Raw genomic sequence first — 23787 nt, 5'->3', positions numbered from 1 at the left:
TTTGTATCCCCCCAGTCTTCATTTATCCCATCAACTTCACGTTGTTCGCCGATTCCTTGATCAAATGCTTTGCGATAACGCCGCGCAGAATTTGATTGGTACCTTCGTAAATCTGGGTAATCTTGGCATCGCGCATAAACTTCTCAATCGGATAGTCGCGCATGTAACCATAACCACCGAAGATTTGGACGGCGTCAATAGCAGTTGCAACCGCGACATCGGACGCGAGTACCTTGCACATTGCCGATTCGCGGGCGACATCTTTCACTCCGGCATCAACCATCCGCGCTACTTGATACAACAACGCCCGCGCCGATTCCACTTTAATCGCGAGGTCGGCGAGCATAAACTGGATCGCTTGGAAATTGTTGATTGTCTGACCGAATTGAATTCGTTCGCGCGAATATTCGAGGGCGAGATCAAGCGCGCCCTGTGCGATTCCCAACGCTTGCGAGGCAACACCGGGGCGGCTGCGGTCAAGGGTCTTCATCGCGACCAGGAATCCGCCGCCTTCAGGTCCAATGCGATTTTCTTCGGGAATTTCGCAATTATCAAAATGGAGCTGACGGGTAGCCGAAGCGCGAATACCGACTTTATCCTCTTCTTTTCCATAGGTAAAGCCGGGGGTGCCCTCTTCTACGATGAACGCGGAGGCGCCACGGGAACCCTTCGATGGATCAGTCGAGGCGACGACGGTATATACTTTTGCAACGCCGCCATTGGTGATAAATACTTTACTGCCATTCAGAACGTACTTGTTGCCCTTCTTGATTGCGGTGGTTTTTATACTTCCAGCGTCGCTGCCCGCATTCGGTTCGGTGAGACCAAACGCTGCGAGTTTGGAACCGCTCGCCAAATCGGGAAGAAACCGTTTTCGCTGTTCTTCATTACCGGAAAGCAAAATTGGGAACGTTCCAAGCGCGGAGGCGGCTAACGCTAATGCTGTACCGGCATCGATCCGGGACAGTTCTTCGGTGATGAGGGCAAGTTCAAATACACCCATTCCCACTCCGCCGTACACTTCCGGGACATATACGCCATAGAGCCCGGCGTCGGCAAACACTTTCACTAAGTCCCAGGGGAATTCGCCTTCGCGATCCAGTTCGGCAACCCGCGGCTTTACTTTTTCAATGGCGATTTGCCGGGCAAGATCGCGTAACTGCTGTTGATCTTCGGTTAGGAAATAATCCATCATTGTCCGTTCCTCCAGGGAATGTCATTGGTGCATGGTTGGCAAATCGTATATGCCTGAACCAATGTAACAAAAAGTATCGCTATGATTGTACTGGCGTCAGATCGTCGAGTTTTCCGTTTTGGTTCTGAACCGTTTCCAATGCGACTCTTGCGGCGCACTGTTCGGCGGCTTTTTTGGAATTCCCCTGCCCGACGGCGACCGGTTTTCCGGCTATTTCAACCGAAACGTGGAAGAGTTTTTTATGCTCCGGCCCCTCTTCCTGTAATACGTGGTACTTTGGCGTTCCCAAACCGATATCCTGCGCCCACTCGAGTAGTTCCGATTTGTGATTGCTAAATGGTTCCAATGTCGACAACTGGTCGAGGCGGTTCAAAACTACTTTATTGAGGAATTTCTGTGCCGCAGAAAATCCGCCATCAAGATATATCGCCGCCGTTACCGCTTCAAACACATCTTCGAGAATCGAGGAGCGCTGCCGTCCACCGGAGCGGGACTCCCCATCGCTCATGAGGATAAATTCACCCAACCCCAACTCATCGGATAACCGGGCAAGCGATTTTCCCGATACAACCGTACACTTAATTTGGGTTAATCGCCCTTCGCTCGCACAAACATCACGTTTATAGATGTAATCGGAAACGATTAAATCGAGTACAGCATCGCCAAGAAACTCCATCCGTTCATTGGCTTCGTGGCGTGCTTCGCCCGATTGCCCCAAAAAACTGCGGTGCTTGAGCGCTTGCCGCAAGAGCGCCGGATCGCGAAAACGATACCCCAATCGCCGCTGCAACTCGACCAGCTCCGGCGGAACATCTTTCGCCGACACTGGTTTGGTGCCAAGCAGCCATTCGCGAATGCGATCGAACATTTTATATTCACAGAATGTTTACAGGGGCGTGAATATACGCCCCCGATAAACATTAGCAACGTTACTCCACAAACCGCTTGATTGCCAACACGGCATTGTGACCGCCAAAGCCGAAGGTATTCGAAAGAGCGGCTTCCACAACCTTCTCCCGGGCTACGTTCGGGACGTAATCGAGGTCACATTCCGGGTCGGGGGTGGTATAATTTATCGTTGGCGGCAGGATTCCATTCGCCACCGCTAACGTTGCTGCAATCGTCTCGACGCCGCCAGCAGCGCCCAACAAGTGACCGGTCATCGACTTCGTTGACGAAACTGCCAGCTTATAAGCGTGTTCGCCGAACACATTCTTTATCGCCATCGTTTCAAACTTGTCGTTGTAATCGGTCGAGGTGCCGTGGGCGTTGATGTAGCCAAAGGCGGTTTTCGGTAAACCACTCTCGGCAATTGCCGCTTCCATCGCCCGACGAGCACCATCTCCTTCCGGAGCGGGAGCCGTCAAATGGTGAGCGTCGCCGGTGAATCCAAGACCAGCAATTTCGGCGTAAATTTTTGCGCCGCGTTGCTTTGCCGATTCCAATGTTTCGATGACAACGATACCGGAACCTTCGCCCATGACAAAGCCATCGCGGTCTTTATCGAATGGTCGCGAAGCATGGGTGGGGTCGTCGTTCCGGGTAGAGAGTGCTTTCATCGAATTGAAACCACCGACTCCCACTGGCGTAACCGCCGCTTCCGCTCCGCCGCAGATCACGATATCCGCGTCGCCAAACAAGACGTGGCGATAAGCAATGCCGATGGCGTGAGTACCGGTCGCACAAGCGCTGGTTACCGCGAAATTGATACCCTTCAAGCTGTGCCGGATACTAATAATACCCGCTGCAATGTCGGAAATCATCATCGGGATGAAGAACGGACTCAAACGGCGCGGTCCTCGATCGAACAGAATTTTAGACTGTTCCTCAAATACACCCAAACCGCCGATACCGCTGCCAACCACGACGCCAACCCGCTCACGATTGATGCCTTCCCAGTTGGACAAACCGGCATGTTCAATTGCCAATTCCGCAGCGGCAACGGCAAACGAGCAATAACGGTCGTAGCGGCGCGCTTCGCGCGCGTCGATCCATTTGGTTGCATCGAACCCTTTCACCTCGCAGGCGAATTTTGTTTCATGATTGGTGACATCAAACAGCGTAATAGGACCAGCGCCGGAAACTCCTTGTTTCAGCCCTTCCCAAAACGCGTCCACGCCAATCCCGATGGGTGTAATGGCACCGAGACCGGTGATAACTACCCGTCGTTTCGACATAACGACTCCACGATTTCGCGGGACGATGCCCGCTCTCGATTAGGAAACCTTCGATTCGATATACTTGACTGCGTCGCCGACGGTCTTCAATTTTTCGGCGTCTTCGTCGACGATTTCCAGTTTAAACTCATCCTCTAATGCCATCATCAGCTCGGTAATGGTGAGCGAGTCGGCGGCGAGATCTTCGATAAACCGTGCGTTATCGGTTAATTGTTCCATATTAACGCCAAGCTTCTCGGCAATGATTTCCTTGACTTTCAAAGCCTTATCGGACATTGTTCCTCCAATTGCGGCACATTTTGTCGCCGCGGTTGCCATTTCAAAGGTGAAATTCATTTTCTCCGGTACAAGTGCGAACCGGATAATCCTAAAGGTAACTACATTACCATGCCGCCATCAACGTGCAGCACTTGTCCCGTGATGTACGCCGACGAGGGTCCGGCGAGAAACGCGACCGCTCCGGCAACGTCTTCCGGGGTTCCGGCGCGTTGCAAGGGGATCGACTTCATAAAATTCTGACGCACCTCTTCGGAGAGGACGTGGGTCATCGGGGTTTCGATGTAACCGGGAGCAATCGCATTTACCGTTACGCCGCGGGAACCGAACTCCTTCGCCAGCGATTTAGTAAGACCAATCACCGCCGCTTTACTGCTGGCGTAATTCGCTTGTCCGGCATTGCCCATCACACCGACGACTGAACTGATGTTGATAATCCGGCCGCTCTTCTGCGAAAGCATTTTCCGGGAAGCCGCTTTCGAGCAAAGGAACGTTCCGGTCAAATTGACGTGAATGACTTTTTCCCAGTCAGCGAGCGACATCCGCATCACTAACCCGTCACGAGTGATACCCGCATTATTAACTAAGAGATCGATCCGGCCGAATTTTTCGACGGGGGCGTTGATCGCAGCACTGGAACCTTCTTCCGTAGAGATGTCGCTGGCGATGCCGAATACTTTTCCGGTATTGGTTGAGGAAAGCTCAGTTACGGTTTTTTCGACATCGGCGGCAAAGAGATCGTTAATGAAAACGATGGCGCCGTCCGCCAATAACCGCTCGGCAATCGCGCGACCAATGCCGCGTGCCGCTCCAGTCACAAGGGCTATTTTATCCGTTAACAATTCTCTCCCCCTCAATTATTCGCGAGGAACGCAGCATAGGCTCGTCCTCTTTTCGTAAGCGCGTATTGCAGTTCCTTACGGTACGACAGACACTCTTGTCGGTCGAAATTTTGGCGTGCGCGGCACGCCCCTACTGATGTTACAACAATGCTTCCAACTCAGTAACCGTTCCCGCCAATTGAATATCAATCCCCTTATCGATACTGCGCAGAATGCCTTGCAAGACATTCTTCGGACCGACTTCAACAAATCGCATAAGACCATTAGCGCGCATATTCGCAATCGTATCTGCCCACAATACCGGCGCAGTGACTTGCGCCTTGAGACAGCGGCGAATTTCTTCCGGATCGCGGGTCGCTTTTCCGGTGACGTTCGGATAAACGTCGCAAACCGGCGCTTTTATTATAGCATCGTCGAGCGGAAGTTGCATACCGACCGCAGCGCTATTCATGCACGGCGAATGAAACGCGCCGGAGACTTGTAATTGTTTTACAATCCGCGCGCCGGCCGCCTTTGCTAATTCCATCGCCCGTAATACTGCCGGGACTTCGCCGGAGATAACGGTTTGGCCGGGGCTGTTGAAATTCGCGGGGACGACAATCCCGGTGTCTTTCGCATCGGCGCACACTTGTAAAATCTGATCGGGTTGCAAGCCAACAACTGCCGCCATCGTCGATGGATTCGCTTCACAATCAGCTTGCATCAGTTTGCCGCGCAAGGCGACCAACCGGATCCCGGTACCAAAATCAAAAGCCTTCGCGGCAACCAGCGCCGAATACTCGCCGAGGGAGTGCCCGGCAACCGCAACCGGAGTAATACCACGCTCAAGCAATCGTTCCGCGGCGATAACCGAATGAACGAAGATGGCTGGTTGCGTTATTCTTGTCTGCTTCAGGTCCTCTTCCGGCCCTTCGATACAGACCTTCAATAAATCGACTCCGAGAATTTCCGACGCTTCTGTAAATCGTTCTTTCGCATGGGGGTACTGCCCGATAAAATCTTTCCCCATGCCGACGAATTGCGACGCTTGTCCCGGAAATAGAAATACGTATTCCGACATTTTTGGTTCCTGTAGGGGTTCGATTCATCGAACCCGAAACTTCCGTACGACCGACATTTTTGTCGTTCGACTACGCAGGTTGGACAACCCTGTCCAACTTCCAGCATTAATACTTTACAATTGCGCTGCCCCAGGTGAAGCCACCGCCAAAGGCGACAAACACAACGATGTCACCGCGCTTCACTCTGCCAAGCTCTATCGCTTCATCCAAAGCAATCGGTACCGACGCCGCCGAGGTATTACCGTAGCGATCCAGGTTGATGTATACTTTTTCATTCGGCAGTTTCAAACGCTTCTGGGTCGCTTCGATAATCCGGATATTCGCTTGATGTGGAATCAATAAATCCACTTGGTCGAGCGGAATGCCTGCGCGTTCGAGACCGATGACCGCCGAATCTTCCATCATCCGGACGGCATGCTTGAATACCTCATTCCCCGACATCTTGATGAAATGTTTCCGTTCATCGATACTCTTGTGTGACGGGGGCAGGATGCTGCCGCTGCCGGGATGATTGAGCAGATGCGCCAGCGTCCCATCGGATTTCGAATAGGTCGCTAATACGCCAATCGGTTCGGTGGTTTCTTCAGCAACGAAAATCGCAGCGCCCGCGCCATCGCCAAACAGCACGGCGGTACCACGGTCTTCCCAATCAACCATACTGGTTAATATTTCAGCGCCGATCACCATAACTTTTTTGGCGGCGCTGGATTTAATGAGCGAATTTGCCAGCTCGATTCCGTAAATGAAACCGGTACAGGCGGCGGCAATGTCAAACGCTGTGGCGTTTTTTGCCCCGATTTTCGCTTGCACGAATACCGCCGTCGCCGGAAACTTCATATCGCCGGTGACAGTACCGACAATGATGTAGTCCAATTCTTCGGCGCTCATGCCGGCGCGCTCGAGCGCTACTTTAGCGGCAGCAGCGCAATAGTCGCTATTGGCGTCGCCAACTTTAGCGATATGGCGTTCACGGATACCAGAACGGGTATAAATCCACTCATCGGTGGTGTCGACCATTTTTTCGAGGTCGGCGTTGGTAAGGATGGTCTCCGGATTAAAACGTCCGGTTGCGACCAATTTGGCAAAAATCATACGGGTTCACCTGCTGCGCCATTTCCGCGGCGCGGCTTAAAGAGGAAACGCTGCCAACGAAGTTTCGCGGCAAGCTTCTCCATTTTTTCGGTCAACTGTACCTTGACCATTCGGTTCGCTTCGATGATGGCGGCGGTAATAGCATCGGCATTCGAGTTGCCGTGGCAAACGACCGAAATGCCTTTTACGCCGAGAATCGGAACGCCGCCGTAACGTTTCGGATCAAAGGCGGCAAGCCGCGACGATCCTTCGTTGCCAAACAGCGCGGGAAGCGATTCCGCAAATTTCAAAAAAATGTTACCGGTAAAACCATCGGTAACGATGACATCCGCTTTGTCGGAAAAAATCTCGTTGCCTTCGATATTCCCGACGAACCGCAACACATTGCTGCGGGTTAAAATTTGATGAGCGCCGCGCACCGCGTCGTTACCCTTGTTAGCTTCTTCGCCGTTGGATAACAATGCGACACGCGGATTCTTCATATTCAACAACTGTTCCGCAAAGACAGCACCCATTGCGGCAAACTGGACTAAGTGCACGGCAGCTACCGTGGGATTGGCTCCAACATCGAGGATGAATCCCGATCCCGCCGGCTTGGGAATCACGGCACCGAAAGCTGGTTTCAATACCCAGCGGAGTTTGCCCCATTTCAATACCGAGGCTGCCAATTGTGCGCCAGTCGAGCCGGCGGAAACAACCGCATCGGCACGTCCCTCCTTTACCAATTCATGTGCTACGACAATCGTGGTACGAGGGAGCCGGTGAAGTCCTTTCAAGGGCGCTTCGTGATCGCTGATTGCCTCATCGGCTTCGACGATACTCACCCGGGCGTCGCTACGTTTTCCGATTTCCCGTTGGATGAGTTCGCGATTCCCTACCAACAGGATATGTTCCGGCGCGCCGCGAGCGGATAATGCCGCGAGTGCTCCCTGCACCGGCGCTGCCGGTGCAAAAACGCCGCCCGCCGCATCGACCGCGATGCGCATATCAGTTACTGTTCGCGGGCGATTAACACTGCGCGCCCGTCATAGTAACCACAGCTCGCACATGCGTAGTGAGGTTTACGGGATGCGCCGCAGTGGCTGCATTTCACAACGGCAACTGCGGTGAGTACTTGGTGAGTTCGGCGCTTCAGTTTGCGTTGTTTCGAGGTCCGTTTCTTCGGTACCGCCATTTTACTCTTCTTTCTTTCTTGTACGGGCGTATTGCGTATGCCCAGTTCGGTTGAACCAACGATTCAACCTCCAGTAAACCAAAACGATTATTGCTCGCAGCAGACGATTCGCATCGGCAATTCGAGCAACAACAAATCGCGGACATCCTGTTCGAGTTCGATGGAGGTTTCCATCAGCCCGATGAATTTCAGATTTTCGTCGCCACTGTCGCGGTCGGGATTGGGAACCCGCAAGCAGCGCAGTTGCAAGCTTGGATTGATGGTAAAGGTATACGGTTCACCACAGTGATAACACTCGGTTGTCACCGCGGCGTACGCATCAAGATCAAGCATGATCTGGCGATCCCTCTGCGTCACTGTGATTTCGACGGAAATATCCGTGAAAGCAGGATCTTGAGGAAGCCCAAGCTCATCGGCAGTCGGCGTAAGCGTAACTACCCATTCGCCGTCCGAACCGGCAGCGATTTGTAATTTCATAACCCGCTAAAATACGGCATTCCCTCGGCTTAGTCAAGTTGAAAGACAACGCAAATCACTTATCTGACGAGGCTTTTCCGAAAGTTATGCTGAGAAAAACTTTCTTTTCGAGGTTTTCCCGGAGAATCGAGGGCAAGTAACTGGATGTGTATGCTGACAATCTCTGAGTTCGCAAATTTTTTGGTCGTATTCAGTTCGAGCCTGATATCAAACGGATTTTTGGTGTTAAAAAATTGTCACATCATGATTATTTGTGTTTTATTATCAACACAACTAACACCAAACCAAAAATTACGGACTAAAGCTGGCAGCTACCATTAGAGTCAAAGTAATTCATTGATAAACATAAAATCGACCTATAGGCGTTTCGGTCAGATTCAGCCACCCTATGTCTGCGGCGTTCGTCACACCGAGTCGAAACGATTCCCTCTGTGCGCCTTGCCTATGGGCAAAGCAATTTACTCTTCAAGCGACTTATACCACAACAACTGTATTTCTTCCGGGTACTCCGGGTAAGCGAAGCGATGGATTGCGCCTAATACACAACCACAACGGGCATAGAAACGGCACGCCGCGACATTGTTGTTTTGCGTTTCGATTTTTAGCCAATGACAATCCCGCTGTTTCGCCCACGCCTCCGCCGCATCGAATAACCGTTTCCCGACGCCGTTTCCGCGCCACGCCCCGGCAACCCGCAGATCCCACAATACCGCTAACTCGGCGCGCTCTTCCAGCATGTGCACGCTCTTCGTGTTATGCGCAATAATCGCGCCACCGATCCGGTTTTGCTCATGGTAGGCGCAAATCATCCCCCACTGCGAAACATCAAAGCGCTTGACCCATTCAGTCGGGTGATTTCCGGGAATCGCATCGTAATCTTTTTCGTAAGGATTTTCTATACCAGTCTCAGTGAGGGGAAAGCCAGACAGTTGGTCATCGGTTTGGTGGAGAGTAAGAACACTTGCGACAGTAAAACGGATGGAGAGTTTCGCATAGTCGGAAAGCTGCGATAACGATTCTTCCCGCAGTTCGATTTGACTCACCCTTCCTTACTCCAGGCGCGCAAGAGTTTACGGGCGCGTTCCTCTTCCGGCCGATTGGGGAAGCGTTGCAATATCAATTCAAGATCACGCAACGCGGAAGCGGTATCACCTTGCCGGTAGCGCGTTTCCGCCCGTTGCAAAAGAAAACCGGGCAACCGCGGCTCGGTGGGAAATTGGGTCAACAAACGGTCGATCCATAACGTCTGCTGTGGTGTCCCTTCCGTCCACACGATGATGCGCGCCAGTAGTTCCTTCTCCGCTTCATCTTGTTTCGTTAGATTCAGCGAATCGAGCGCCGGGAATGGCTTTCCGGTAACATACGCCCGTTCGCCTTTCCGCAGTACTGCCAATAACTCCGGTCTCGCAGTACAGGAATTCCAAAGCAATCGCCACCGTAACGCTTCTACGCTCGCTGGATCGTCGAACCGCACTTGGTCGAGCAGTGTGAGTCCATTCGTGACCAACGAATCGGGGGCATCGGAAAGCAACAACGCGCGGAAACCCAAGAGCGAAAGTTGACCGGAGAATTTTGGCAAATCGAGCCCATTGGAATGTAATGCCTCGTTGCGAATCCGTTCGGCGATGGGGATCGAACCTTGCGCCAATGCCGCTTCGATTAAAATCACCCGCGCTTCGGCAGGATGATATTTCATCGGATGCAACAACGCTTTTCGTGCCCACTCGGCAGCTTGTTCCGGTTGACGGGGCAGATAACTTCGCGCCAACGTCAATGCGCCGGTTTCGGACTCCGGGGCGGTGGGATACTTCTTGACCAATTCCTCGAACCGGGAACGCGACGCGACCGTATCGCCTTGTGCCAGCTCCAATTTTGCCAGCAATTCCAATATCTGCGGGGTTTCACCCGATTGGCGGCGGGTGGCGATTTGCAGCGCGGATTTTGCCGCAACGACTTCCCCCTCGCCCAACAATTGGTTTGCCAATCCGAATAACCGTATTCCCCTCCCATTGAGTAACGAATCGGCAAGGTTTGTTTCGCTAACAGCCGCCGTAAAATTTCCGGTATGAAACGAAACGCTGGCGAGAATCGAGGCGATACCGCCGCGCACTGCCGGCGCTGCCGGTTTTTCCAGTTCGCTTTGCAATACATCCCGTAAGGTGTTCACGGTTTCGGTTTCTTCGCCGAATTGGGTGAGCCAATAGGACCAATTCGATTCGAGTCCGGGATTGATACGCACCTGTTGTACCGCTTCCAGTGCGGCTGCGCGCGGATTCATCGCCGATAGGTAGAGCTGGAGCAATTGATAGGAGAAGAGTGTCGGGTTGCCTAATTTCGTTCGACCTTCGAGGAGAATCCGAATCGCTTCCTCGTGAATCCCGTATTGTAGCAATACGTTATTGAGCGCCGTATAGCCACCTTCGTTGCGATTGACGTTCAGTGCGGCATCCCACCGGGCACGGGCGTTGGCGTGATCTCCCCGCCGCCAGAGCAAGGCGCCGAGTTCGCCGTCGATTTGCGGGCGCATATAAACCGGCGCTTGGGAATAGTATTGTTGCCAGTGTTGTTCCAACTCCTCGTACTTTCGCGTTCGTGCCAGCACCCGTGCAACCCCTTGTAATGCATTCACATCGCCCGGCGTGGTTTGCAGGATACGGCGGTACTGTTCGAGCGCTTCGTCGTATTTCCCCCGCATCTCGAATTGCTGTCCGGCTTGAAAATCGCGGAGATTTTGCGGTTGTTGTTTCGGGAGTGGTTTCGTCGGAGTGGGTGCCGCCGTCGTTTGCGCAAAGGCGCACGGTATCAGTCCCAGCCCGAATCCGAGCAGGAAGAATACAAAATAGGCAAGGCGGCTCATCTGGTTCATGCGATTCATGGGTCAATCGATAGTACAAAATAATACGAATCCAGTGCAAGAAAATCGGAGAGAACAACAAAATGTCAGTATACTGCGCTTTGATTGCCAACTATACAGTGGAGTGTTCACATTGTTAACGCACACTGGATCAAAACGAATTGTCGATTGAACCGATTGTGTGTGTCAATTAAACCATCTTTCGTTATCAAGAATCGAAAAATGGAGGGGTTACTATCGAGTGTTGATGAACAGGCTACTTCTTGTCCTTGTAAAATTCGGGATACAGTTTTCGAGCGCAATCGGGGCAAATGCTGTGTGAAAACTGTGCATCCGATCGTTCGGAGATATACTGTTCAACTTGTTGCCAGTATCCCTGATCGTCGCGGACATGTTTGCAACTGGCACAAATCGGAATGAAACCGCTCAATACTTTTACATTCTCCAACGCTTCCGCCAACTCTTTTGTTCGAACTGCCACTTTTTCTTCCAAAAGGATGTTTGCCCGTTTTTGGGATTGTAACCGGATCGAATAAATCATCGCAACCGTACCCAACAGCAGCACCCCAATCAGAACTCTAAACGCAGTTGTTTCGTAAAAAAATGCCGGTACCGTTATGATGATTGGTCGCTCGATCTCGGAACTATGACCGAAAACGTTGGTGGCTTGGACATACAATTGATAGGTGCCGGGCGGAATTCGGAGAAAAGTTACCTCACTATGCGTAGAAGGGGCAGAAAACGTGTCGGTAAATCCGTTCAACTTCCAACGGTACCGATTATACTTCTCAGCAAGGAAATCCATCGATGCATATCGGATTTTCAACGTACGTTGTCCAAGAGCCAGTTCAATCGTAGGCTTTATTGCTTGCAGAGTGTTATTCGCCCATACACCGGTCACCCATACCGGTTTCGTAGTTGATTCGGATTGCCATAGCGTGTTGAAATCAATCGATACAATGCTATTGGGTTGAATCAATAGATAGCGGTTTTCGCCAAGTGCCAAGATTTTCTGGACATTACTTTCGGTTAACCCGAACTGATGGTCGATGACAAGCTGCGTTTGGTTGTTTGTGAACAGTAATCCATTCGAGGTGGCAAAAAACCGATTACCAAGTGAATCGATGTAGAGATCGTTGAAACGGTAAGTGTGATCTCGCGAGAGATCCATCTGCGAAAAGCCGCTGGAATCCAGTTTAATGACGCCTTCGCTGCCGAGAAAGTAGAGATTCCCTTCGAGGTCGCGCACGCAACGATTTATCCCACCGATTGTACCAATACGACTCAAATCGCAATCGATCAGCGTATCTCCTTGCAAACGCATGATGGAGCCGGTGAATGTTCCTAAGTAGAAATGGGAATCGAAGGCATACGCCCCTGAGGTAACAACAGGGTCTTTAATCCGCGAGGTATTGGAGATAATTGCGTAACTACTGTCGAAGTCGCGATAATCCCACCGGACAACATCTCCCGTAGAAAACCGGTACAGATATGGAAACTGTAGCCGGTATACAAAATTCCAGTTACCAAAAATGGTCGACCCATCTTCGCTGGTGTGAATGAAATTGTTGAATAACAGCGATTTTTGCCAATCCGGATGATAGTGAAGATGCTTGCCGTCCCATTGCCGAATGAACCATCCACAACTAATCCAAAGCTTTCCAGTATGATCCAGTGAAAAAGTGGCTTTATCATAGCCGGTTGTAAGGTGATCTGCTAAAACCCTAACTCGATGATGCTGATACAGATAAAGTGTTGAATCGGTTAAAAAGACTACATCTTCGTTGCAATCAAGTGCAAGTCCTCGGATGATATTCTTATCTGGTAGTCGAATTTTTAGATCGGTTAGTGTGTTATCGAAATACTTCATCAAACGATCGGTCGTAGCAATAAAGACATCGCCACTTTTTGTTTGGACTGCGTCAATAATCCCCTTGAGTTCAGGGGTCGTATCTTTGTTGTAAACGCGAATTCCAGTTGAAGGGAGCTTATGTAGTACCCCTTCTTTCGTTGTGATCCAATAGATACCTTGACTGTCATATAAACAATTACTTACTTCGTCCGAAGAAAGTCCTGTTGCGACGGAAAAATGCAAGGTGTCGGATGATCGAATAACGAACAAACCATCGGAACCGGCAACCGCTTGATCATTTCCAAAGATTCGAAAGAAATCGATTTTACCGGCAAAGGGTCCGACCGTCGGCGCTTTTACCAGTTTCTGGTTCTGAATGCGGTAAATGCCATCGCGAGCTAACACCCAAACCATACCGTTGTTGTCAATTTGCAATTTATAACAAAACCAAGATGTTGTATTGAGATTTGGGTAGTAAAAAGTGCTAATCGATTGAAACAATGCGCGCGCCGACTCAACCGATTCGTAATGTAAACAAGTCGAATAAGCGGCATGAGCAACTCCCTGTTTGAGACCCGTAACACTGGATGGATGTTTTGCTAAAAACTGTTCAGGAGACAGGTTTTCAAATTCCTGTTGTATTGCTTTATCCTTAAACTCCCACAATTGTAATAAGCTTGTGAGCTTCACCGAGTAGATACCATCCATCTCAGTTACAAGCCATAACAGATCACTTCGAGGATCGTAATGAAAATCAACCAAAAAGTTGGAATTGTATTGGGTTGGGTTTAAAAAGCGCCAAGTTACACAGTAGAGTCCTTCTCCCCGCCGAATCATTAATCCCGCCGACGTCGCATAGAGTGTCATGTTTTGTGTCGGATAGACATTTTTCACAACTAACTTTTCACCCAAGAAATCGCTTGAAATTAAACCAGTTACGGGATCAAAAATGCACGCGCCACCCCATGTGCAAATGCTTAGGCGGCCGTCGGGTCGCTCAACGACATTGTACGCGAAATTGTTGGGTAAACCATCGATGACCGAAAACCGCCGAAACTCGCAACCATCATAACGAACGATACCTTGAGAACCACTAAACCAAAGAAAGCCGCGACTGTCCTGCATACTGCTGGTGATTTCGCCGATATCGGGAAATTGCACATTGTCGTATGTGTAAAAAGCATACTGTTGAGCAGACGCCATCGGGATGATAAGAGCAAACCAAACGCTTAGAGTAACAAGCAGCAGCGTTGGTTTATGAATGGGATATGCAGTAGGTCGCACGATGAATATCTCGAGTTGCACTCAAGGGAAGATGTTTTACGAAAACAATATAGTATATCCTCGCCCCAACAGAAACAAGATTGCATTCACTACTTCACAAAGTGTGTTTCGTTTTCGACTATTTGTCCAGTTAGCAACAGTAGTACCAACAATCTTGTAACCTATTAAGAATTCGGATAACTCTCGTTTTTCGTTGGTTCGTATTGCTATACGTCCCTGTGGAAGCGGGTTTTCGGACTCAGCAAATTCGCAATACGACTTGAGCAAGAATTTTGTCAAAGATGGAAAAGAGGACATCATTGAAGAGTGTCATCTCTATTCCAAATTCTCCTGTTCGACAAGGGTTGTATATCTCGAGTATCGGATACGGAGTTGACCCTGCTCGAAAGTCGCCGGTCAGGGGGCGAGCACGAGATTCGCCCATACACACGAAACAATATTCTTTTGGAATTACCTTTGGTGAGCCGCATGGCGGGTTGCCAAATCTCCAATTTACAGGTCTGGAGGCCTGTCACTACCCTTAGTCAAGCAGGATTACCTGAGCTACAATAAATGGCGTATGACATACGCCTTTACGACGTTTGGGCAGGTACGGGCTACCATGTTCATCCTTAGAAAACAACAGATATCCTTTTATTCTAACGAAAAGAACTGTATATTTTATCCTCACTTTTAACTGTGGAAGCGGAGCCTTCGGTTTGTTAGAAACGTCGGGTAATCTACTGCCTACCGAGTATGTTTCATTCGGTTTAGCGATTCTGTTGGGTGCCTTAATTGGTACCGAGCGGCAATTTGCCGCCGGTCGGCTCGATAAATCGTTCGGTGGAATCCGCACGTTTGTGTTTGTCGCATTGGGTGGCGCGATTGCCGCATTCATCGACGATAAACATATTCCCGGTTTCTTTTTATTAGCGTTTGCCGGTACTTCGCTGTTAGTGCTTTCCAGTCACCTCGTGTCGATTTTAAAAGGGGGCGATGAAGGTACCACAACGGAAATGGTATCGCCACTGGTCTTCGGGCTCGGCGGATTGTGTTGGTGGGAACATTATCATCTCGCGTTAGCCCTGGTGATTGCTATACTCTTTTTCCTCTCATCGAAACGGCTACTCCATCAGCTAACGACCCACCTTTCCTATGAAGACATCCGGGCATCGGTGACGTTACTGGTGATTATTTTCATCGTATTGCCAATTGTACCTAATAAAGGAATGGGTCCTTACGAAGCGCTAAATCCATACCGGTTATGGCTCTTCGTTGTATTGGTCAGCCTACTCTCATTCTCGGCTTATGTCGCCTTGAAAATGTTTAGCAAAACCCTCGGTGTAATTGTCACCGGGGTATTGGGTGGGATTGTTTCTTCCACTGCGGCAACCATGACGTTGGCAAAGCATTCTCAGGAACAGCCGGATCATTCGGAAACATTTGCCACATCTGCGATTATCGCTTCGGCAACAATGCCGATTCGTGCCGTCGTTTTGACCATCGTTGTCGTTCCGCAGTACTGGGCAGAAATATTGCCAATTGCGATTCCAGGATTGATAATCGGGGCCTATATTTCACTACGTTTGGTAAAATCGAAATCCGACCGCCACACTTCGCTCACACTCAATAACCCGTTTCGCTTGATGGTCGCCTTAAATTTCGGACTTTTGTTCGCTGCTGCCACATTTTTCGCCCGGCTGGCGGTTGAATTTCTTGGTGATCGTGGTGTGGTACTGGTTGCAGCCCTTTCCGGTTCGGTTTCGGTTGATGCGGCAGTGCTATCCCTCGGCGAGTTTGCCGTTGCCGGTTTACCATCGTTTTATTTAACTGCCGGTGTCGCTGCTGCAATTCTTGCCAATTGTATTTTGAAAGCTGGTATTGCCGCTGTCGTGGGAACACCGGTGTACCGGAAGAAATTGGTACCCATCCTCCTTGTTATCGGTGTATCCTCGCTATTGCCGCTGCTCTGGAATATCTTTTGAAAGCTTCCCGACAGGTCGAGATTGGCGCGATTCTTCTACTAACCGCCATCTGGGGATCGGCTTTCGCATTCATTAAAATTGCGCTCGAGGCGTTTACTCCATGGCAACTGGTGCTCGCCCGTTTTATTCCCACCATCCCAATCTTTCTCTGGATTAGTTGGCGTCATCGCGATACTCTGCTTACCCTCACGAAAATGGAATGGTTGAAACTCACCATCGCCGGACTCAGCGCCACCGCTTTATACAATATCGCCCTCAATACCGGTGAAACCCGAGTCGGCGCCGGATTGGCAAGTTTGGTTATATCGCTGAATCCCGCCTTCATCATCGGCGGTGCGATTCTCTTTCGCGGGGAAAAAGTATCGAAGCGGTTCTTTCTCGGGGCGGGGGTCTCTTTTCTCGGTGTGATTATCCTAACTCTGTCGCGTAATAGATTTGGTTTTGATACGACGGCATTGACTGGGGTCTTTGTTATCTTACTATGTCCGTTCAGTTGGGCTTTGTATACGCTGCTTATCCACGATGTTGCAAAACGCGCCGGATCAATGGCGGCACCGGCAGTGGCGGTCGTTATCGGAACGGTATTGTTGTTGCCGACCTATCCGTTTACGTTTCCCGACCGGATTCCCACGGATATCGTCGCTTGGTCGTGTGTGGCATTTTTGGGCTTGGCTTCGACTGTAATCGGCTTTAGTTTATGGTCATGGCTATTGAAGCACCGGGGGGCCGCACGAACTGGAATGGTTGTATATTTAAATGTGGTTTGGGGTGTGTTTTTTGCATGGTTAGTTTTAGATGAGGTGATCGCATGGAACACGATACTTGGTGCAGCATTCATTCTAACTGGCGTCGCGATATCGCGGCGGTCATCGTAATCGCTCTATCGATACTTTTCCTTGCCTCCGGCTGTAAGCCGAATAAGCACGAAAGCAATCCTATCCTCCCGGAACCCGCCGATACATTGCAATTGCAGCATCTAACAGCTCCCACGAGCCAACACTTGAATGTTATTCGTGCAATCAGCAATGTGATTTACCTCGCTGGCGACGATGGTTACTTGTATCGCGGCGATCCCCGGTTCGGACTTCAGGCGATTGAGTTACCGACCAACACAACCGTTTGGGATATCCTGAAACACGGCAATTATACATTTGTCTTTGGCGAGGAAGGTACAATCTATCGTTCTAACTTTGGCGATGATTGGATTATTAAACGCCAAGGCGATCCCGGGCAACAATTCCACCACGCAAAAATCGATGGTAATAACCGCATCTGGGCGCTTGGTTCCAATGTCGGACCCTATGTCTCAGCGGATGAGGGCGAAAGTTGGATTCTATATGACCAGTTTGGCGGTACTTCGGTTACGGGATTCTATTCTATCGAATTCTTCCCCAATGCCCGGCGGGGTTATATCGCAACCGGTGTCCAAGCATTCCGTACCTACGACAACGGCAATCTCTGGAATGGTCCAATCGCGATTGAGGCGACTCCAAATGATATCTTGTTTTTTGGTGCCGATGAGATGATGATGGGGTGTTCCAACGGAACGATTTTGCGCAGCTACAATTTCGGCGGGTCGTGGGAGCGGGCGAACATCCCAGCGTTAGTGTCGGAACGGATCAACCGAATTATCGAAGTACCAAACGATGGCTATGTTGCAATTTCCGGCTTTTACAACCCCGATGATGAACGTCACGGCAGAATTTGGCAAAGCTTTGACAAACAGAATTGGTTCTTAATCGCCGATGTCGACCACGAAATCCGCGACATCGCCGTCGAACCGACTCAAGGGATATTTGTTTGCGGCACCGACGGTTTCTTCGGCAAATTGGCACATTAGTGATAAGAAGTAAAAAAATCGTTCGATGGAACCGGGGGACTCGCAAGAGCCCCCATTTCATTGTATCTTCGCGGGTATTCTCGGACAAACAGATCTTTTTGTCTTGGTAAGCAGACAGCAGTTAAGAGGGACGTGACATGCAAGTAGGCATCTGTGGATCGGGAACGATGGGGGTCGGCATTGCGGCAGTGGCGGTAATGGCGGGTGAAACCATCGTTCTTTTCGACGTAAAAGAAGAACAACTCAAACGGGCAATCCTCGATTTGAGGAAGGTCTTCGCTAAGGCGGCAGAGCGCGGCACAATCGAACCCGAAGCGGTTGAGGCATGTCTGTTGTGCTGTTCGTTTGTTTCGCAGTTGTCGCAATTGGACGGTTGCGACCTGGTAATTGAAGCAGCGCCGGAAAGCTATGAGATCAAAAACGAGTTGTTCAAGAATCTCGAACGGTGGGTAGCAAGCGACGCGATAATAGCAACGAACACCTCATCGCTCTCGGTCAACAAATTAGCGTCGGTACTGGAACACCCCGAACGGTTCTACGGATTACACTTTTTTAATCCGGTACCGGCGATGAAATTGGTGGAAGTAATTCCGGGCATCCGCAGCAATCGCGAACGGTTGCCAATGCTGGTCGACACAATGAAACGGTGGAAGAAGATACCGGTCGTGGCGAAAGATTCCCCCGGTTTTATCGTCAACCGGATTGCCCGGCCGTACTATGGCGAAGCGTTGCGGATAGTCGGCGACGGTATCGCTAACATTCCCACGGTGGATCGGATTCTCAAGGCGGCGGGATTCAAAATGGGACCATTCGAGCTGATGGATTTAATCGGCATCGATGTCAATTATGCGGCGACGAATGCCGTGTACGATGGCTTCTTTCAAGAGCCGCGGTTCCGTCCGCATCCGCTGCAAACGGCGATGGTGAATGCCGGACTGCTCGGCAGGAAAACCGGTCGCGGTTTTTACGAGTATTGACGAAACCTTTGACTCTATGGTAGCCGCAGGCTTTAGCCTGCGATTCTTGAAATTTAGTATCGCGCGGGCTAAAGCCCGCGACTACCAGTGCACTATTATGTGAACATGTTTAGTTAGAAACCTTCATTGAACTTTTACCTTACGAGTTTGGGAGAAGAAATGTCGCTTTGGGGATTGTTGGGTTCGGCAGAAAACCGTGAACCGTGGGAAACTTACTTACGCGGGAAAAATATCTCGACGGTCGCGATTGACCGCGCACCTTTGCATTCGCTGCAGGAAGTAGAAATCGCACTGGTAGTCGATACCGATTGGGAATCGAACATCTTACAAAAGCTTTGGTTGTTCGAATCGCACATGGATCTTCGCGCACCGATTGTAGCAAACATCGTTGCGGCTTCGGCAGCCCAATACACTCCGTTATGCAAACACCCTGAGCGGGTGGTGGGGATGGCGGTTTGCCCTCCGCTTGGCAAATACAATCTTGAGTTTACCCGTACGGAAATCTCCTCAGATGCTGCCATTGCTACCGCCAAGGAAAAACTCGGTTTGCTGGGTATTCCGATGGAAGTTATCGGTGACCGGGCGGGCGGAGTGTTGCCGCGAACGCTGGCAATGCTAGTAAATGAAGCATGCTTTGCCTTGCAGGAAGGGTTGGCATCCGCAAGCGAATTGGATCAAGCGATGTTGTTTGGGGTGAATTATCCGAAGGGTCTATTGGCATGGGGCGACGAGTTAGGGACGCAATTTGTTCTCGATGTATTGACCGGACTTTTGCGGGAAACCGGTGATCCGCGGTATCGTCCCGCTCCGTTGCTTGTTCGGAGGGCGGCAATGGGAATCGCGCTAAGCGCGTGAATTTGTTTTTCCAAGATGGATTTTTGTTCACTGGAGTATTGAGTGCGTTTCAAAGAAAGCTAAGAGGATCATCTCTGAATAATCATGCGGACAGGTAGACTAAGAGTTGCGGAGAACTTCCCGTACTTTCGTGGCTAACGTTTCCAGATTAAAGGGTTTCGGGAGGAAGTTTGCCCCATTCACAATCTCTTCGTCGAACTCCAAAATTTCCGATGTGTACCCTGACATATAGAGCACCTTCATTGTTGGACGGAAGGATTTTATATAATCATACAGCTGTTTTCCGTTCATCATTGGCATGATAACATCGGTCACCATTAAATCGATGTGACGGGAGTATATTTCAGGATGGCTTAGACAGGTTTCTGGACTGTCAGTCGAGATTACTTTGTAACCTAAAATTCTTAATAAGCGCTCGGTCATATCCCGGACAACTTGCTCATCCTCCACCAATAGAATAGTTTCGGTTCCCCCTTTGATAATTGGCTGATCGCCGCTGACCTGATCGACTTCCGATTCAGTTGGGAGTAATGGTAAACATATCCGAAAAGAAGTTCCCTTATTGGGTTCGCTTATTAACTGAATAAATCCCAAGTGTTGCTCGACGATACCGAACACTGTGGAGAGCCCCAGACCGGTACCCTGTCCTTTTGCTTTGGTGGTAAAGAACGGTTCAAAAATTTTCTTTTGTAGCTCTGGTGCAATACCTGTTCCATTATCAGTGACGGCAACGACGGCATAGTCACCCGGTTTTGCCGTTTGATTTGTTACTTCTTTTTCGGAAAATGACTGCAAATATAGCGTAATTGTAATCGTGCCACCATCGGGCAAAGCATCTTTCGCATTCACAACAAGGTTCATCAATATCTGTTCGATTTGTCCGGTATCACCACGGACAGTATATGGAGTTTCGGGAACAGCTATAGTTAATCGGATGTTCTCGCGCACTGTTCGGCGAAGGATTTTTTCAAAATTTCGAATGACATCGTTTAACCGGATATCTTTCATTTCGAGGGTTTGACGTCGACTGAACGCTAGTAACTGTCTGGTTAAATCGCGTGCCCGCTCGGCTGCCCGGAAAATCTCCTGTACTTCGCTTTGTAAGGGACTGTCTTTCGGCATACTCATCTGGAGAATTTCCGAGTACCCTAAAATCGGCATGAGTAAATTATTGAAATCATGTGCAACACCACCGGCAAGCTGACCAATCGCTTCTAATTTCTGGGCATGTTGCAGTTGTTCGGTAAGGCATTGCTTCTCCGTTTCCGCTCGCTTTCGCTCAGTGATATCCGAGCTGATAACAGCAAAACGACCGGGTGACGGCGAATAGATATAGAAATCAAAATTACTTTGTGTTCGTAGTGAGCTCCATTCTAAATTTCGCGGTATTCCAGTTAAAGCGACTTCTCCACAGACCGCAATCCACTCCAAGTCGATTGTAGGATTAAGTTCCCGGTACGTTCGTTCGATTACCTGATCGACCATAACATGATACATTGAGGCAAATGCCGCATTTGCTTCGATTATCCGAAAATCGTTTGGTATCCCTTCATCGTCAAGTATTATCTCGTTAAGTGTAAAGGCGTTTTTCATGCTGTGGAACAAGAGGCGGTAGTTCTCTTCGCTTTTCAGCAGTTTGTCGCTAATCCGTTTTTGAACTAATAGTTTCCAAAGGCCATCGGCAAACAACTGCATTTGCAAAACGTCGGAATCATCGTACGGTTCCTCTTTGTTTCCGACGCCAGTGACGATGACAACCCGGTTTCCCTCGACTACCGGTACGCTCAGATGGCGCTTGAGTGCGACCTGCCCATCCGATTGTCGCTGGTTCGCTAGTTCATCTACAAAGTCGTTATGAATGACTGGTTTTTTAGTACGGGCACAATCTCCCCAGATTCGGGCTACATCTGAAGAAAAGCTTTTTTGATTCTCCGATGCGTCACGACGCTCTAAAGCCCCATTCGACCATGTAAACACACCCAACGTAGTATTAACCGCTTCGACAAAGTTGATGTATCCGACAGTGCTTCCTGTTAGACGTATCGCCGCATTGATGGCATACTCGATTAATTCCTGCTCGCCAAGATGGCTTTTTTGGCTGAGCTGATACAATGCAATCAACCGGTTGTGGCTTGATTGTAATAATTCGGATGCTTTCTTTCGGTCGTTGATGTCACGGGTTGTTACTTGGACGGCGGGTTCATCGTCGATGAAGATCGAGGAGCAAGCCATTTCATAGTAGCTCGAAGAACCGTTGCGATGTAGTAATCGAAATTCGGCCTTGTTATCGGGCAGTTGGACTCTTTGATGTAGAAGTAAAAGCTTTTCAATAAAAGGACGGTCGTGAGGATGGATGATGTCGAGTGTGTTCATCCCGATGAGTTCTATCGAATCATCGACTCCAATTGCGGTTGCCGTTGCCGGATTTGCATAGCAGATTACTCCATCGGCATGTATGAAAATCGGGTCAGCAGAATTTTCTATCAACAGACGATGGCGCGCTTCACTGTCCCGCAGCGCAATTTCAGTTGCTTTCCGTTTGGTGATATCGAAAGAGATGCAGACAGCGATAGCAGTCTCACCATCGTTAACAAGAGTAGCATGGGTTTCATAAACCCCTACATTCTTCTCGTCGATGGTAATTTTATTTTCAAAGACGGTATGGTTATGGTGTTTTAATTGAATCCAAATCGTTTTCCATTTATCGTGGTCATAGTAATCGTCGATCTCCCAAAAGTATCGACCAATGATTTGTTCGCGGTTTAACTGAAGGATTTGTTCAACATACCGATTGACGTATACAAGTAAACCCGACTTGTCCACCCAGAATTCGATAAATGGAGCGATATCTGCGGCAATCCGAAGGACTTCCAGTTGTTGCGTTTGCTTCGAAGAGAACTTACTCGGTGGTAGATTCGCATCTGGTGAATCTGCCATGAAACCTCCGGCATCGTTTATTCAGGCAAATAGCTTGGTTACATGATACGAAGCGATTGTATCTGTCTGCAACAATCTTAACATTTCGATTCTCAATTCGGGAGTAACCAGACTGTCGCGTAGTAAATCACGACCACTTTCTGTTTCGTGAAGCTATCTTGCTATTCATACTTCATGTAAAGCTGCCTCCAATAGAATTGAATCGCCGATGTGATGAGCGTACATTGTCGCAATCCTGTAAGGAATCTAAATAATGTCAGATCGTGAAGTTTTCATTTTGTCAGCGCGCCGCACTCCTATCGGAAAACTGTTTGGTGTGCTGAAATCGGTACGACCGGATGATATGTCTGCACTCGTATTACACGACCTGCAAGAGCAGACACAGTTCGATCCGGCACTCGTTGACGAAGTGATTTGGGGTTGTGCAAATCAAGCCGGGGAAGATAACCGGAATGTTGGGCGAATGGCGGTTCTGCTTGCCGGTTGGCCCAATGAAGTACCAGCGGTAACCGTGAACCGATTATGTGCCAGTTCGCTGGAAGCGGTCAATTTAGCCGCCCGGACGATTCGTTGCGGCGACGGCGATTTGCTGATAGCCGGCGGTGTGGAATCGATGACCCGCGCACCGTGGGCAATGCCGAAACCGATCGACAATCAACCTCGGGGCAATGTGACCATGTTCGACACCGCATTGGGATGGCGGTTCACGAACCCTTTGCTGGCAAAACGATTTCCTCCCGAAGCGATGGGCGAAACCGCCGAAAACCTCGCTGAGAAATATCCGCATATCACCCGCGATATGCAGGATGAATTTGCGGTACGCAGCCACCAAAATGCCGTCAATGCAAAGGAAGAATTTGTCAGCGAGTTGATACCCGTTCCGATTCCCCAGCGTAAAGGGGAACCACTTTGGATCGAAGAGGACGAGCC

20 protein-coding genes are annotated in these 23787 nt (G+C 49.8%); 6 read left to right on the top strand and 14 right to left on the bottom strand.

Going from position 1 to position 23787, the window contains the following annotated elements:
• Nucleotides 1-22: 22 nt before the first annotated feature.
• From OEM52_01345 to OEM52_01285, 13 genes are all read right to left on the bottom strand, one after another.
• The gene (locus tag OEM52_01345; GenBank protein MDK9698783.1) at nucleotides 23-1192 is read right to left on the bottom strand and encodes an acyl-CoA dehydrogenase family protein; all 1170 of its coding nucleotides are present in this window, start codon (nucleotides 1190-1192) and stop codon (nucleotides 23-25) included.
• 82 nt (nucleotides 1193-1274) lie between these two features.
• Complete coding sequence (gene rnc, locus OEM52_01340) at nucleotides 1275-2063, bottom strand: ribonuclease III (protein MDK9698782.1); 789 nt, start codon at nucleotides 2061-2063, stop codon at nucleotides 1275-1277.
• A 61-nt stretch (nucleotides 2064-2124) separates the two neighbouring features.
• Nucleotides 2125-3372 (bottom strand): beta-ketoacyl-ACP synthase II, encoded by a 1248-nt coding sequence (fabF, locus tag OEM52_01335; GenBank protein MDK9698781.1) that lies wholly within the window; start codon nucleotides 3370-3372, stop codon nucleotides 2125-2127.
• A 39-nt stretch (nucleotides 3373-3411) separates the two neighbouring features.
• Complete coding sequence (locus tag OEM52_01330) at nucleotides 3412-3648, bottom strand: acyl carrier protein (protein MDK9698780.1); 237 nt, start codon at nucleotides 3646-3648, stop codon at nucleotides 3412-3414.
• 101 nt (nucleotides 3649-3749) lie between these two features.
• Nucleotides 3750-4490, bottom strand: a complete 741-nt coding sequence (gene fabG, locus OEM52_01325) for a 3-oxoacyl-[acyl-carrier-protein] reductase (GenBank protein ID MDK9698779.1) — start codon at nucleotides 4488-4490, stop codon at nucleotides 3750-3752.
• A 139-nt stretch (nucleotides 4491-4629) separates the two neighbouring features.
• A complete protein-coding gene (gene fabD, locus OEM52_01320; GenBank protein MDK9698778.1) occupies nucleotides 4630-5550 on the bottom strand; it encodes an ACP S-malonyltransferase in 921 nt (306 codons plus the stop codon).
• Nucleotides 5551-5656: 106 nt separating this feature from the next.
• Nucleotides 5657-6640 carry a ketoacyl-ACP synthase III gene (locus tag OEM52_01315; protein MDK9698777.1) on the bottom strand — a complete coding sequence of 328 codons (984 nt, stop codon included), beginning with the start codon at nucleotides 6638-6640 and terminating at the stop codon, nucleotides 5657-5659.
• The gene (locus OEM52_01310) at nucleotides 6640-7629 is read right to left on the bottom strand and encodes a phosphate acyltransferase (protein ID MDK9698776.1); all 990 of its coding nucleotides are present in this window, start codon (nucleotides 7627-7629) and stop codon (nucleotides 6640-6642) included. Before OEM52_01310 ends, OEM52_01315 begins: the two co-directional genes overlap by 1 nt.
• A gap of 5 nt (nucleotides 7630-7634) precedes the next feature.
• Nucleotides 7635-7817: a 50S ribosomal protein L32 gene (gene rpmF, locus OEM52_01305; GenBank protein ID MDK9698775.1), complete on the bottom strand. Its 183-nt coding sequence runs from the start codon at nucleotides 7815-7817 to the stop codon at nucleotides 7635-7637.
• An 87-nt stretch (nucleotides 7818-7904) separates the two neighbouring features.
• Nucleotides 7905-8294, bottom strand: a complete 390-nt coding sequence (locus OEM52_01300; GenBank protein MDK9698774.1) for a DUF177 domain-containing protein — start codon at nucleotides 8292-8294, stop codon at nucleotides 7905-7907.
• Between the two features lie 458 nt (nucleotides 8295-8752).
• Nucleotides 8753-9337 (bottom strand): GNAT family N-acetyltransferase, encoded by a 585-nt coding sequence (locus OEM52_01295; GenBank protein ID MDK9698773.1) that lies wholly within the window; start codon nucleotides 9335-9337, stop codon nucleotides 8753-8755.
• Nucleotides 9334-11169, bottom strand: coding sequence for a tetratricopeptide repeat protein (locus tag OEM52_01290; protein ID MDK9698772.1), 1836 nt, complete (start codon nucleotides 11167-11169; stop codon nucleotides 9334-9336). The genes OEM52_01295 and OEM52_01290 overlap by 4 nt, the downstream gene beginning before the upstream one ends.
• A gap of 235 nt (nucleotides 11170-11404) precedes the next feature.
• Entirely contained in the window at nucleotides 11405-14284 is a 2880-nt protein-coding gene (locus OEM52_01285) for a hypothetical protein (protein ID MDK9698771.1), read from the bottom strand.
• Nucleotides 14285-14982: 698 nt separating this feature from the next.
• Here OEM52_01285 and OEM52_01280 point away from each other — a divergent pair.
• The 5 genes from OEM52_01280 to OEM52_01260 all read left to right on the top strand — a co-directional run bounded on the left by OEM52_01280 (nucleotide 14983) and on the right by OEM52_01260 (nucleotide 19920).
• Nucleotides 14983-16248: an MgtC/SapB family protein gene (locus tag OEM52_01280; GenBank protein MDK9698770.1), complete on the top strand. Its 1266-nt coding sequence runs from the start codon at nucleotides 14983-14985 to the stop codon at nucleotides 16246-16248.
• Entirely contained in the window at nucleotides 16245-17123 is an 879-nt protein-coding gene (locus OEM52_01275) for a DMT family transporter (GenBank protein ID MDK9698769.1), read from the top strand. The genes OEM52_01280 and OEM52_01275 overlap by 4 nt, the downstream gene beginning before the upstream one ends.
• The gene (locus tag OEM52_01270; protein MDK9698768.1) at nucleotides 17057-18088 is read left to right on the top strand and encodes a hypothetical protein; all 1032 of its coding nucleotides are present in this window, start codon (nucleotides 17057-17059) and stop codon (nucleotides 18086-18088) included. Before OEM52_01275 ends, OEM52_01270 begins: the two co-directional genes overlap by 67 nt.
• Before the next feature lie 137 nt (nucleotides 18089-18225).
• On the top strand, nucleotides 18226-19065 hold the full coding sequence (locus tag OEM52_01265) for a 3-hydroxyacyl-CoA dehydrogenase NAD-binding domain-containing protein (protein MDK9698767.1): 840 nt from the start codon (nucleotides 18226-18228) through the stop codon (nucleotides 19063-19065).
• Between the two features lie 159 nt (nucleotides 19066-19224).
• Nucleotides 19225-19920: a 3-hydroxyacyl-CoA dehydrogenase family protein gene (locus OEM52_01260; protein MDK9698766.1), complete on the top strand. Its 696-nt coding sequence runs from the start codon at nucleotides 19225-19227 to the stop codon at nucleotides 19918-19920.
• Between the two features lie 99 nt (nucleotides 19921-20019).
• Here the strand turns inward: OEM52_01260 and OEM52_01255 are convergent, their stop codons facing one another.
• Nucleotides 20020-22857, bottom strand: a complete 2838-nt coding sequence (locus tag OEM52_01255) for a PAS domain S-box protein (protein MDK9698765.1) — start codon at nucleotides 22855-22857, stop codon at nucleotides 20020-20022.
• Between the two features lie 253 nt (nucleotides 22858-23110).
• On the opposite strand from OEM52_01255, the gene OEM52_01250 reads away from it, so the two are divergent.
• Nucleotides 23111-23787: 3-oxoadipyl-CoA thiolase (locus OEM52_01250; protein MDK9698764.1), on the top strand; the 677-nt coding region annotated here is incomplete at its 3' end.

Source organism: bacterium, from assembly GCA_030247525.1.
Classification (GTDB): Bacteria; Electryoneota; JAOADG01; order JAOADG01; family JAOADG01; genus JAOTSC01.
Note: the sequence above shows the minus strand (reverse complement) of the source record. Positions and strands in the feature narration are given on the sequence as shown.